Origin of the sequence: Martelella limonii (assembly GCF_013344475.1) — a bacterium.
In the GTDB taxonomy this organism is placed as follows: Bacteria; Pseudomonadota; Alphaproteobacteria; order Rhizobiales; family Rhizobiaceae; genus Martelella; species Martelella limonii.
The window spans coordinates 118869-132394 of sequence record NZ_JABUOU010000008.1; the positions used below are offsets into that span (position 1 = coordinate 118869).

The 13526-nt window shown below is 61.0% G+C and carries 8 protein-coding genes; 4 read left to right on the forward strand and 4 right to left on the reverse strand.

Features of this window, described 5'->3' with window-relative positions; translation table 11 throughout:
• The first annotated feature begins 146 nt into the window (after positions 1-146).
• From HPQ62_RS15980 to pth, 3 genes are all read left to right on the forward strand, one after another.
• On the forward strand, positions 147-788 hold the full coding sequence (locus HPQ62_RS15980; protein ID WP_174803573.1) for a 50S ribosomal protein L25/general stress protein Ctc: 642 nt from the start codon (positions 147-149) through the stop codon (positions 786-788).
• A gap of 308 nt (positions 789-1096) precedes the next feature.
• Positions 1097-3292 carry an EAL domain-containing protein gene (locus tag HPQ62_RS15985; RefSeq protein WP_174803574.1) on the forward strand — a complete coding sequence of 732 codons (2196 nt, stop codon included), beginning with the start codon at positions 1097-1099 and terminating at the stop codon, positions 3290-3292.
• A gap of 53 nt (positions 3293-3345) precedes the next feature.
• Positions 3346-4065 (forward strand): aminoacyl-tRNA hydrolase, encoded by a 720-nt coding sequence (pth, locus tag HPQ62_RS15990; RefSeq protein WP_174803575.1) that lies wholly within the window; start codon positions 3346-3348, stop codon positions 4063-4065.
• A gap of 28 nt (positions 4066-4093) precedes the next feature.
• Here pth and HPQ62_RS15995 read toward each other — a convergent pair whose 3' ends face one another.
• A complete protein-coding gene (locus tag HPQ62_RS15995) occupies positions 4094-6781 on the reverse strand; it encodes a DUF2339 domain-containing protein (protein ID WP_174803576.1) in 2688 nt (895 codons plus the stop codon).
• A 178-nt stretch (positions 6782-6959) separates the two neighbouring features.
• A complete protein-coding gene (locus HPQ62_RS16000; protein WP_174803577.1) occupies positions 6960-7931 on the reverse strand; it encodes a sensor domain-containing diguanylate cyclase in 972 nt (323 codons plus the stop codon).
• Positions 7932-8477: 546 nt separating this feature from the next.
• Here HPQ62_RS16000 and HPQ62_RS16005 point away from each other — a divergent pair.
• The gene (locus tag HPQ62_RS16005; protein ID WP_174803578.1) at positions 8478-10970 is read left to right on the forward strand and encodes a mechanosensitive ion channel family protein; all 2493 of its coding nucleotides are present in this window, start codon (positions 8478-8480) and stop codon (positions 10968-10970) included.
• A 191-nt stretch (positions 10971-11161) separates the two neighbouring features.
• On the opposite strand, the gene HPQ62_RS16010 is transcribed toward HPQ62_RS16005, so the two are convergent.
• Both HPQ62_RS16010 and HPQ62_RS16015 read right to left on the reverse strand, forming a co-directional pair.
• Entirely contained in the window at positions 11162-12787 is a 1626-nt protein-coding gene (locus HPQ62_RS16010; RefSeq protein ID WP_174803579.1) for a TRAP transporter large permease, read from the reverse strand.
• A 4-nt stretch (positions 12788-12791) separates the two neighbouring features.
• Positions 12792-13472: a TRAP transporter small permease gene (locus HPQ62_RS16015; RefSeq protein WP_174803580.1), complete on the reverse strand. Its 681-nt coding sequence runs from the start codon at positions 13470-13472 to the stop codon at positions 12792-12794.
• Between the last annotated feature and the right edge of the window lie 54 nt (positions 13473-13526).

Genomic DNA, 13526 nt, shown 5'->3' on the forward strand with positions numbered 1-13526 from the left:
TTTTGGGGCTACCTCCTATATAGGCAGCCCGTTCGCGCAGACACCCTTGGAGGCAGCGCGAATGAGCGACGGAGACGGCGCTCCGTCTTGCAGACGATCAATGTATGGCCTGCAGGGCGCTCCTAACACAACCGAAAGGAATTGCCATGAGCAAGACCAATGCAATGCTCACGGCCGAAGCACGCGAACGGGTCGGTAAGGGGTCCGCCCGGGAACTGCGTCGCAACGGCATGGTACCCGCTGTCATTTACGGCGACAAACAAGCCCCTGTTTCGATCGCGATCTCCCGCAACGAGATCTCGAAGCGCATCTTCGGCGGTGGTTTCATGACGACCACCTTCACTGTCGAAGTCGGCAAGAAGAAGTACATGGTCCTGCCGAAGGACTACCAGCTCGACCCGGTTCGCGATTTCGTGATGCATGTCGACTTCCTGCGGATTTCGGAAAAGAGCGTCGTGACCGTCGCTGTTCCGGTTCACTTCATCAATGATGAAAAGTGCCCCGGTATCCGCAAGGGCGGCGTGCTCAACATCGTCCGCCACGAAGTTGAATTCCACTGCCCGGCCAATGCGATCCCGGACAGCATCACGGTTGACCTCGCTTCGGCCGAACTCGGCGACAGCATCCACATTTCGGCGGTCGAACTGCCGGAAAACGTGACGCCCGTCATCACCGACCGCGACTTCACCATTGCAACCATCGCAACGCCTGCCGGCCTCAAGTCCGATGCCGAGGATGGCGACGAGGAAGCCGATGAAGTCGAAGAAGAAGGTTCGGAAGAAGACTGATCTTCTTCGGACCGGTTTCAGAAGCATCGAAAGGCGCGGGCATTTGTCCGCGCTTTTCAGTTTCAAGCAGACGTGTTTTTTTATGGCGAATACGGCCAAGTGACGATATTAAAGATTTGAAACTTCAATTTTCAAACGCGCCAGCCGCGTAACCGGTGCCGGAGCATTTCGGCTTGACGGCCAGACGATGGGGCCAAGCCGGGCGTTGAATGCATTGCGCAAGTCAGGGGTATTGATTGCGGCTCCGAAGAATAGGTACTCCGGGAAAGATTGCGCTAACATGCGGACTTTCCCTGGCAACCGCGATCGTGCTGGCTTCCCTTTGTGGCCTCTGGGTAATAGAGGAACGCATCACAGACGCGACCGGCTATATCTCCACACTTGCCGATGAAACGGTGCTGGTTCTGGCAACGGCAGATTTGGAAACAGCCAGCGTCATCGCGCAAGGTCTGGTCGCCACGCCTGAGGTCAGGAAGATCGAGATCAGGCGCGCCCGAGGCTTGCCGGACATCGTGCTGAAGGATGATGACCTGACGCGGGGCGGCGAAAAGGCCCTGATGGCGCTAACCCGCCCGATCACGCCCGCCGCCGGCGCCAACCAGATGACCGAGCTTTCGCTCTATTTCGTGCGTCCCGATCGCTGGATCTGCACCATCCTCATCGGACTTTGCTTGCTGGCATTCGCCTTCAAGGTCTTGCTGATCTGGCGCGCGCCCGAACTGCTGCAGAACCTTGTGCTTCGCCGCCATTTGCAGGCCACCCGGTCTTCATCATCCGTGAGCAGACCGCGGCATCGACGGCTCGCGCGCATTCTATCACCGACGGAGGATGCGGCCCTGCCGCAGGTGGGCACGCTGGGTGGCCTGCTTGAAAGTGAAACGGACATGGCGATGCTGCTTTCGGTCCATGGCAAGGTCGTCGATGTCAGCCCCGGCTGGCTGAAGGCCGGCGGCTATCGCCGGGAAAATGTCATCGGACGCCCGCTTCATCATTTCATTTCCGACGCAGACCGCAAGATGGTGACAGACCGGCTGGAGCGGTTGACATCGTCCGGCGTTTCTCAGGTCGGAACGCTGAAATTCCTTGCCAGGAAGGGCGAAACCATCGACATCTGGTTTGCGGCAAGCCCGGTCTCCACGCCGGACGGCCAGCACTTCACGCTCGCCATCATCCGCCAACTGCCGGAAATCAGCGAGGCGGGGCACCCTTTGCCGCCGGTCCTTACCGATCAGCTGACCGGACTGTTGAACCGGATGGGCTTCGAACGCGCGCTGACCCGGCTCCTTGCTGCAGGCGGTGATGAAATCATCTGCATCCTCGCCGATTTCGACCGTTTCAAGCTCGTCATCGACCACCATGGCTATGAGACAAGCGAAGAGGTGTTGCGCGCCTTCGTCAGCCGCCTGAGCGCGGCGCTCGACCCTGTTTCACTCTCGGCAAGGCTGGGGGGTGACGAGTTCGCCTTTGTAATCAAGGGTCCGAATGCCAGGACCCTTGCGGAGAATTTCGCGGCCGCCATTCACTATGCGACCTATCGTCCGGTTCTGGTGCGCACCCACTCCGTCACGGTCAATATCAGGGTGGGCATTGCCATTGCGCCGCTGCATGCCAATACCAGCGAAACCTTGATGCGCAACGCGACCATCGCGGTTTCCGCACAGAAGGCGACCGGTCGCCAGGGCACGACATGGTTTCAGCCCGCCATGCTCGCCGACACCAGGAAGCGCGCTGAAATCCAGGCCGATATCCAGCGCGGCATTGAAGACAATCTGTTCGAGCCGCGCTTCCAGCCGATCATCAGCCTGGCAAGCGGACGACTGGTGGGCTTCGAATCGCTGATGCGCCTCAGTCACCCCCAGAAAGGGGTGATCATGCCGAACGAATTCATCGCCATTGCCGAAGAAACAGAACAGATCGGCCCGGCCGGGAGGCAATTCCTCGCCAAGGCGCTGGCGGGGCTGCGCCAGATCAGCAGGCATTGCGAGAACGAACAGCTCAACATGAGCGTGAACCTCTCGCCGAACCAGCTCAACCCGGCCATGATCGATTTCGTGGGCGACAAGCTCGAAGCCTTCGGCATCTCGCCATCCCGGCTGACAATCGAAATCACGGAAGCCGTTTTCATCGACGACAGCGATCGCATCCGCGAAAGCCTTCTCAAGCTCAGGGCGCTGGGCTGTCGGCTGGCGCTGGATGATTTCGGCACCGGCTATTCGTCACTGTCCTATCTGTCGCGCCTCCAGGCCGACATCATCAAGATCGATCAGTCGTTCACCCGCAATCTCACCGATCCCGATCAGGCGGTTGCCAGCCGCGCCCGCCGTCTGATTGAAGGCATCGCAGCCATTTCCATCAGCATGGGTTGCGTGTTGGTGGCCGAAGGCGTCGAGAACAACGAGCAGGCGCGCCAGGTGCAGGCGATTGGCGTTCAACTGGGCCAGGGCTACCTTTATGCACGGCCGATGACGCTCGCCCAAACCGTTGCCTGGATCCGTTCCAGTTGACACCGGCACCGAAAACCGGTTCTTGAAAGCGGTTTTCAACACGGGACGTACCCATGCTCATCATCGCGGGCCTCGGCAATCCGGGCAGCCAATATGCCGGCAATCGCCACAATATCGGCTTCATGGCCGCTGACGCGATCGCCGACGCCAATGGCTTTTCGCCCTGGTCGAAGAAGTTCAAGGGCCTGATCGCGGAGGGAAGCCTCGGCGGCGAAAAGGTTCTGCTCGTCAAGCCGCAAACCTTCATGAACCTCTCGGGCGAGAGCGTTGGCGAAGCCATGCGCTTCTACAAGCTGACGCCAGACGATCTCGTTGTGATCTATGACGAGCTCGATCTGCTGCCCGGAAAGGCGCGCATCAAGACCGGCGGCGGTTCCGGCGGCCACAACGGCATCAAGTCGATCGATGCGCATTGCGGCACGCAATACCGGCGGCTGCGGCTGGGTATCGGCCATCCGGGCGCCAAGGAGCGGGTGCATGGCCATGTTCTGGGCGATTTCGCCAAGTCCGATGCGGAATGGCTTGAGCCTATGCTGGAAGCCCTTGCCCGCAATGCCGATCTGCTGGCGCGAGGCGAGGATTCGCAGCTGATGAACAAGCTTGCGCTTTCTTCAGGCGGCGAACCCCGGAAGGCGGAGCCGGCACCTGCCGCTCCCGTCCGCAAGGGTCAGTCGCACATCCACAAGGCCCGCCAGCCCGGCAAGCCCAAGCTTCCCGAAACAGGGCCGATGGCCGACATGCTGAAAAAGATGTTCGGGCAGGACAAGAAGTAGCTGGCAACACGCTTACCGGCATGCTGCTTCAAGTCCCGTTCCGATTCCACCTAAGGCTCATGGTGCGCTCCAGCCAGCCGAGACCCGCGAGCGCAAGGCCGAGGCCGATCAGCGAGACGACGCGCAGCAGTCCCTCAAGACCGGAAATATCGATCAGGAAGACCTTGGCGATCGTCAGAGCGATCATGGCCATGGCGACCTTGCGCAGCACATGCGATCGGCGGGAGAAGCTTACCAACAGCAGCGCCGCACACGCGATGACCAGCGCCAGCGTGTATGTGTAGAGTTCGGGCTGGGTCACGCCCGGCACCGAAAGCGCGGGCCCGCGCCAGAACCGGCGGATCTCCAGGGCAACGTAGAAGCAGAACAGCGCGGAGGATATTCCGATGAAGCCGATCCGGAGAAAACGCCCCGGATCGCCGATCTTCCAGGCGCCCACGGCAAGCACCATCGCCAGCGGAAGATAGCTGAGCGCGATGCTGTCGAAGAGGAGCGGACCCGAGACCGGCCCGCTGCCGGAGGCGAGCGGATTGGAAAATGTCAGCGGCACGGCGATCAGCACCGCGGAAATGAGCCCGAAAATGACCGCAAGCGCACCGCGCAGACGCTTCATCCATGCGCCCGAAGTTCGGATGCGGCTGATCTGCGCGAGCATGGCGATCGCCATCACCGCGGCCAGAAGGCCCGGTTCCTCCGGCACCAGCCGCTGGATCACCGCGCAGGCAAACACGGCGGCAATCGTCCAGATCGTCGTTTCGATCGCAAGCTGCAACGCAAGGCGGGCGCGATGCGTGGAGAGGTGCCAGCCGGCATAAAGCAGCGCCAGGGTTCCCGCATAGGCCTCGATCACGGAAAGCCAGGAGGTGTCACTTTGCACCGCCCAGAAGAAGCCGGGGCTCGCCACAAGCCGGAATGCGATGATCGCAAGCGCCACCTTGGTGAACACGCCGATGAGCGCGAGATCGAAGCGCCGGTCGAGCCAGACGGTGAGGATCACGACAACGCCCAGCGCCAGCGTCAACGCAGTCTGGGTGAGCACCACGAACAGCGCAAGCGCCAGCATCGAAAGGGCGGCGATCGCAAACAGCCCTGCACGCAGCTGGCGGGAGGCGCGATCCTCGCCGCGCATCGTGCGGTCCGTGAGAAAGGCCATGACCAGGGACACCGCGAGAAGATGGATACTCCAGCGGTAGGTTCCAACGGCCAGTTCTGGCGACCACAGGAACTGGAAGATGAAGGCCATGGCCGGCGCGAGCACCGCTGCGGCAAGCGCAAAGCCGATCGCCGCTTTCGGATCCTCATGCTCCCGCGTCATCCGCCAGAAGGCAAGCACGGAGGCAAGTGTTGCCAGGATCACCCCAAGCGTGATGAAGAATGCCGAGGTGCTCACATCCGATCCGGCCCCGTTTATCGCAAGGATCTGGGCGTAAAGCGGGCCGTAGTCTGCCGCCTGCAACACGGGCACGGCAAGGAAGGCGGCTGCCGGCAGGAGGGCAATATCCTTAAGCGCCTCGGCACGGCACATCCAGACCAGCGAAGCGGCGAGAAGTGCGGCGATGAACCCGAAGACAACCGTCGCGTCGATGGCGGAGAGGCCTTCAACTGTCAGAAACAGTGCGGCGCTGCTGACAAAGAACGTCATCGCGGCTGCGACGCGGGTCGGAAAATCCGCACGCGGCCGGATGCGCATCAGTGTGGCAAGCGTGGTCTGGCCGCCGTGGTGCGGGACCAGGCTCTGTACCGGAACGATGATGGAGGCGGCCCATGCAATGGCGAGAAACGCGATATAGTGCAGCGGTCCGTCGATTGCTGCATAAAGGATGCTCGCGGCCGAGCAGGTGGTAATCAGCACGATGGCCGAGACCCACGCCCAGCGCTTGACGCTGTCGACGGCAAGCCCCGCAATCGCGATGAATGCAAAATAGTAATAGATAAGCCAGCCATTGTCCGAACTGCCGCCGACGATCAGGGGTGCTGCCGTGGCGCCGATAATGCCGACCGCCGTCAGCATCGCCCCGTAGAGCCAGCCGAGCCCTACAGCGAGAAAGCTGACCACCACCAGCCCCGCAAGCGTTGCCTCCGGCGATATCAGGCCATAAAGGTGGCGTGCTGCAAGCACTGCGGAAAACAGCGTGATCAGACCGGCGCCGGCAAAGACGGAAGGAAGCGAGCCGGTTGCGCCTTCTGTATCGTCTCCATAACGCCTGCGGATCACCTCGCCCGCAGCGATGAGAGCGATGCCAAGGATCAGCGCGCCCGCCACCCGCCAGAAAGGGGTCAGCAGGCCGTTTTCGACGCCATATTGCACCATGAAAACCCCGCCAAGCGCAAGCGAAAGCGCAGCAAGGGCAATTGTCCAGTTCTGCCTGATCCAGGCCCAAAAGCGCGGCAGCAGCGTCGCGCTGAAGACAAAGGCGCGCGGCGGCTCGTTGGGCGCGCCCTCGCCTTCTCCCGGTACGGCGGAAACAGCCTCTGCCACCGGTGCTGATGGTGCAGCCGATGCAGCCGATGGGGCGCCGGCCAACGCTGGCGCGGTGCTCTCCGGCTGCGGCTTGCGCGCGGCGGGCAACATCCCGGCATCGGGCTGGCCCTCAAGCCTGTCCAGCCGGTCGCTGCTGGACTTCTGCTCGTCTTCAAGCCGCTTCAACCGCACTTTCAGCCTGGAATTCGAAAGCGCCAGCATAATCAGCAGCAGAACAACAACAACATCCAGCAATGGACCCATACCGAGCAGACCTCTTTCAACAGACAGCAACCGTTCTAGAGCCTGAACTGCAGGCGCGGAAGCCGTTTCTTTTCCACGCATGGCCTAAGACGGCCCTGACAGCGCCACTCGCTGCGGCAAGGAAGCGATTTTCGTTGATGCAGAGAGGCGTGGATAAGACGCGCGCGTCCTATCTGTCGAGCGTGGTACAGCTTTCGGACCAGACTGCAATCCGGTTGCGCTGCTCCTTTGCCTTGTAGAGAGCCATATCCGCGCGCTCAAGCAGCCGATCGGCAGTCAATCCCGGATTATATTCGGCGATCCCTCCCGAAAAGGTAACGGATATGGCGCGCTCGCTGACAGGCGTGCCGGTCACCAGCGACAGCAAGCGTTCAACCGCTCGCTTGGCCTCGGGGCAGGTACTTGCCGGCATGATGATCAGCAATTCCTCACCGCCGTACCGCACAAGCGTGTCGGCCTTGCGCATGTTGTCGGACAAACGCGCTGCCACCACACTCAAGACCTGATCGCCCACGCGGTGCCCATAGGTATCGTTGACCGCCTTGAAGTGGTCTATATCGATCAGCGCGATGCAGAGCTGCCGTCCCGTTCTCCTGGCGGCGAGCATCTCCCGTTCCATGATCTCGAGGCCTGCCCTGCGGTTGAAGATTGACATCAGCATGTCATGATCGGCCATGAAGGCGAGCTTGGCATTGGTTTTCAGGAGACCGCGCTCGGTCTCCTTATGCCCGGTGACATCCACGACGAAGGTCACCTTGTAGGGGTTTCCAAGATCATCGGTGATGCGCAGCGCTTCTGCCTGGATGACCTTTCGGTTGCCGCCGCGATCGATCACGATCCACTCGCCGATCATGTCCTCCTCACCCGCGCCGAGATTGTCGCTTCCGGTCTCGATGAAATTGTGATGCATTTTCCACGCGACCTCCTTGAAATGATCCTGGACCACGAGCGTGAACTCCTGGCCGATCAGATCTTCCAGCGGATAGCCGTAAAGATGGCAATAGGCGCGATTTGCAAAGGTGAACCTGCCCTCGGCATCGGTGATGCATATGGCCAACGGCGAGGCAGTGACCAGATCGAAAAGCGGGCGCGGATTGGAAGAGAATATCTTCTCGAGCAAACGTATATATTTCGTGTTCAATGCGCTTCCGATCAGCTGACTACCACTGGAGAGCGGGATGCCAAGATACAACTCATAACAGCATTCTATAATATTCCGGAGAAATAACGCTTCTGTATCATACGCTTTTTTTAATCAACAAAGACCTGTTTATTTTACGGTATCTTTTGACAACCGATTGGCATTCTTTCACCAGCCGATACTGACATTATCAAAGCCATCCTGACCGAAATGGCGACGACATACCGTCAACAGCACACCTCAACAAAACGCCGAAACCAGCAGGCGCCTCACCGCAAAGTCCGTCGGGAAGAACACTGCCCGCACGCATTAACGGCAGACGCGACCGCTATGTTCCATACCCAAGACAGCACCTTTCAATCTTGCCGTGGCATATTCTGACGGACCTTCAATGGGCAAGGGTAGCGCTCAGCGCAAGGCGCACTTCGGCTCACCGGCCTTGACCACGGCCCTCCCTTCCCCCTTAATCGGGAGCCCGAAGCCCAGAACCGGGTGATGAAGGGTGGAGAAAAAGGGGGCCCTGTCGCTGCTGCATGAAGCTATGAGATGGACGGCGTGATGCGCGGATCGCTTTCAAACCTGCGCACCCTCCTTCTGGGCATCGCTCTCGTTCTGGCATGCGCCCTGCAGGCTGCTGCGGCCTCGCCGGACTGGACGGGTGCCTGGGATTCCCGCTGGTTCGATGGCGGCGCGCGGGTCTACATGCAGCAGACCGACAACCAGGTGACCGGCCGCTATCCCGCCTACAAGGGCAAGTTGGAGGGCGAGGTCGACGGCAATCGGCTGACGGGAACATGGAGCACGCCGAAAGCCAGCGGCTCCTTTGAATTCGTGCTCTCCGACGATGGCAAGAGCTTCATCGGCAGGCTTGGCAACAAGCAATGGTGGACGGGTTCGCGGATCCGTCCCAATCATGACCAGGCGCTGCGCGCCTTTCAGTCTTCGCCCGCGGAAACGCTGCGCACGTTCCTGATCGCCGCAGAGGCCGTGCAGAGCGGGCGGCTGGAATATCAGGACGACCTGCTATCTCTGCTGATCTTTCCAGGCGGCGGGCGCGAGAACCATGGCCGGGAACTGGCTCCGCTTGCCCTTCTTCTCGACCAGTTCACCGTCGATCCGGCGATCTTCGAAACCGCGCCGCCTGAAGGCAGCGAAGCGGAGATCACGCTCACCCGATATGACGGGAAGACGCTGACACTGCAATTTCGCAAGCCCAATGATGACTGGTTCATGGTTGCCCCGCCGGTTGAAGATGTGAAGGCTCTGCTTGCCGAAATCTCGGCCCAGACGCCGGCGATCGTCCATAGCGGCAGCACCCAGTTCGATGGGTCGACGCCACGCGCGGCCATGGAGAGCTTCATCGATGCGATGCGCGCCGGGCCCGCCATGCAGGATACTGCCATTGCCGCGCTCGACCTTTCCGAGCTGCCCCCGGTGGTCCGCGACCGGCAGGCGGTGCTGGTGGCCGAATACCTGAACGAAGTCATCGCGCGGATCGGCGAAGTTGTTTTCCAGGAAATTCCGAACGATCCAAGCTCGCGCGAGCCCTTCATCTATTTCGTGCATCCGGCAGGCGATATCGTGCTGGCGCCGACGGAGACCGAAGACGGGGTGATGTGGAAATTCACGCCGGAGACGGTCCGATCCATCCGCTCGCTTTACGGCGAGACCGAAAACCTGCCGCAGGCAACACGGGTCCTGCCGTATGACACCCAGTCACAGGCCCCTTATTTTCGCATCCGCGCATGGATCGCAGGGCTCAGCACGACATGGCTCCAGCCCATCGGCCCGCTCGAAGCGTGGCAATGGGCAAGCCTGCTTTGCCTGATTGCGGTTGGCGTGATCGCGAGCGTCCTGACGGGCATCGTCCTGATGCTGGGCCAACGCCTGTTGAGGCGCGGCAACGAGATCTCCAACAGCGCCTATTTCGCCATCTGGGGCATTCGCCTTCTGGTGTTCGGCATCATCAACTATATCGGCTTTGCCGTGCTCGGCCTGCCGTCCGGCTTCGGCTCGACCATCAAGTCTTTCGCCGTGCTTCTGATGATCGTCGGCTCCATCCCGTTCTCGTTCTGGCTCGTGGACCGGTTTCGGAAGATCGTTTCCAATGCCGGCCTCATCACCCCGCGCGGCGAATTTCTGGCCACCCTGCTTGTCGGAATGACCAAGGTTCTGATCATCTGCGCAAGCGTGCTGATGTTTGCCGAAGCGCTCAGGATCCCCTATGGCGCGGCCGTTGCCGGCCTCGGCATCAGCGGTATCGCGATCGCCTTTGCGGCACGGTCGACGCTGGAGAATGTGATTTCAGCCGTCATCCTGTTCATCGACCGGCCGGTCGATGTGAATGATTTCGGCCGCTACAATGGACGGATCGGCTCGATCGAGCATATCGGCCTGCGCGCAACTGTCGTCCGCACCCTTGAACGCACGCTGATCACCATTCCCAATTCCGATTTCATGAGCTCCGACATCGAGAATTTCACCCGCCGCGACAGCGTGCTGATGCGGCGCACCTTTGCACTCAGGCCGGAAACCAGTCTCGACCAGTTGCGCTTCGTGCTGACGGAAATCCGCAGGCTTCTGATCGGCCACCCGAAGGTGCTCAAGGATCCAGCCCGTGTGCGGCTTTTGGGCGTTGCCGATAACCGGGTGGAATACGAGATCTTCGCCTATATCAAGACCGTCGATTATTCGGAGTTTCTCGCCATTCAGGAAGACATCATCTTCCGGATGATGGACGTGATCGAAAAGGCGGGTACGGACTTCGCCTCTCCGGCGCGGACCCTTTACATGGCACGCGATCGCGGAATGGACGCAGACAAGGGCACCGAGGCTGCGGAAAAGGTCGCGGGATGGCGGGAGACGGGCGAGCTTCCCTTCCCGAACCTGACCGATGCCGAAGTGCGCACGCTTCAGGACACGCTTGATTTCCCTCCCGAAGGAGCGCCACCGGAAGACCAGCAGTTTCGCCCCGCAAGCCCCTCCACCTCGCCCGCCCGCTCGAGACGCTTTCGCTTCTTCGGTCTCGGCCGCAACTGAGGCCGGCCGGTTTCGGGACAAGCGAGGGTTCTGCGGCGCGCGGCAAGTTCAAACAAAGTGGCTGGAGAGGCCACCCCGGTCGGGCCGGTGGCGATGAGGCGCAAGCGTTCCTTTAGAGGAAAGGGCTCCCCGGCCCCGGACATCTGGAAAGTCCCGGGCCGGGAGGCTTCACGTTCGTCATGCAACCGGCGCTAGCGGGTCACGATTTCCGGTCCCATCAACCAGTAAGGCAGCGCCGTGGAGATTACGGGAACATAGGTTACCAGGATCAGGAACACGAACAGGACCGCCACGAAGGGAAGGGCTGCCTTGACCACCTTAATCAGGCTCATGCCGGTTATCCCCGACGTGACGAACAGGTTGAGCCCGATCGGCGGCGTGATCATGCCGATCTCCATGTTCACCACCATGATGATGCCGAGATGGATCGGATCGACGCCGAGTTCCATCGCGATCGGAAACACCACCGGCGCAACGATCAAGAGAAGGCCTGACGGCTCCATGAACTGACCGCCGATCAGAAGCAGCACATTGACCGCAATCAGGAAGGTGAACCAGTTGAAACCGGCATCGATCATGACGGAGGTGATCGCCTGCGGAATGCGCTCCGCGGTCAGAACATGGGCAAAAAGCAGCGCGTTGACGATGATGAACATCAGCATCACGGTGGTCTTGGCGGCGCTCACGGTGGTCTGGCGGGTATCGCCATGCGACAGGCAGAAGGGCGTCTTCAGGATATTGGCCTTCAGATTGCGATACCAGATCGGAACACCGGCGGCGAGATAGCCCGGCACCTCGGCGATGCCGGCCCGCTCACCGCGCCAGAGCGTGTAGGCAACGATGACCCCGAGCGAAAGCACGATCCCGGCAACGAGCCTGGATGTCAGGCTTGCCCATTGCGCCTCCACGCCATCGGTGGCGAAGAAGGCGAGGATCAGGAACACCAGAAGGAAGGAGATGCCGTAGACCGAGGCCTTGAAGCCGGTCTTCGCGCGCCGGCTGTCGGTTTCCTCCACCCAGCGCATGCCCTTGAGCGGGCCCATGTCACGGTAGATATAGATCGATACCAGGAAGGCGTAGACGGCCGCGACCGCTGCCGCTTCCGTCGGCGTGAACACGCCGCCATAGATGCCGCCGAGGATGATGACGATCAGGAACAGGCCCCACCCCGCATCCCTGCCGGCCTCGAGGATTTCTATAAAGCCCTTCCAGGGTTCGGAAGGCAGGTTCTTGACCCGCGCCATCACATAGATGGCCGCCATCAGCATGAAACCAGCGATCAGGCCCGGAATGATGCCCGCGAGGAACATCCGCCCGACCGAAACATCGGTGGCCGCCGCATAGACCACCATCACGATCGATGGCGGAATGAGGATGCCGAGCGTGCCGGCATTGGCGATGATGCCGGCTGCGAACTCCTTCGAATAGCCGACCTGGCGCATGCCGGCGATCGCGATCGTGCCGATGGCGACGACGGTTGCCGGCGAGGAACCGGAAAGCGCCGCAAACAGCATGCAGGAAAGGACCGAGGCCATGGCAAGCCCGCCGCGGAAATGGCCGACGGCTGCAATCGCGAACCGCACCAGCCGCTGCGCCACGCCGCCCGTGGACATGAAGGCCGAGGCAAGCACGAAGAACGGGATCGCAAGCAGCGTATAGTTCTGAGAGGCCGTGAACAGCTGCAGCGCAACCGAAGACATGGAATCGCGCGAGAAGAAGGCGATCGCCACGACCGAAGACAGGCCGAGTGAAATGGCGACCGGTGCGCCGGCAAACAGCAGACCGAAGACCAGAATGAAGAGAACAGCAATTTCCATGGTCCTAGTCCTTCAGCACGTCTTTGTTCTCGGCCACCAGCTCTTCGGCTTCATGGCCTGCGATGACGAGCTCGCGTTTGCCCGTCCATATCTGGATGAAGGCTTCGAGGGAGCGGTAGGCGAGAAGCGCAAGGCCGACCGGCAGGATGATGTAGGCGATCCAGCGCTGGACGCGCTCCTGCACCCCGAACCACTCCTGGATGAAAACCGGATAGCGCAGATCATCAAGGCCGATGCCTGCCGTGAAGAAACGGTGCCAGTAGAACACGGCACCGCCCTTGGAGTTGGCGCCGAAGATCTGCAGCCAGTCGGAGGAGAGCAGGATCACGGCGTAAAGCAGCCCCGTCAGGGCGCCGAACAGAGCAAATACGCGGAATGCCCGATGCGGCAACGTCCGGATCAGGGCATCGACGCCCAGATGCAGGCCGGTCTTCAGCCCGTAGCTCATGCCGAACAGGATCATCCAGGCAAACAGGATGCGCGTCAGCTCCAGCGCACCGCCCCAACCGCTGTTGAACCCGTAGCGCATGACGACCTGCGCAAACGAGATCACGGTGATGGCGGCGAGCAGGATCGCCAGCACGTTTTCCTCAAGCCGCGTCACGAGATCGCGATGGCGGCGCTCCACGAGGTAGAGCAGGACGAGTATCAGTAACAGCACGAAATAAGGCCAGTAAGCGGCCATGGCGGGTCCCCTTCCCATGCGTCAGGCAAAGAGCGGTGCGCCGCACCGCCCCAT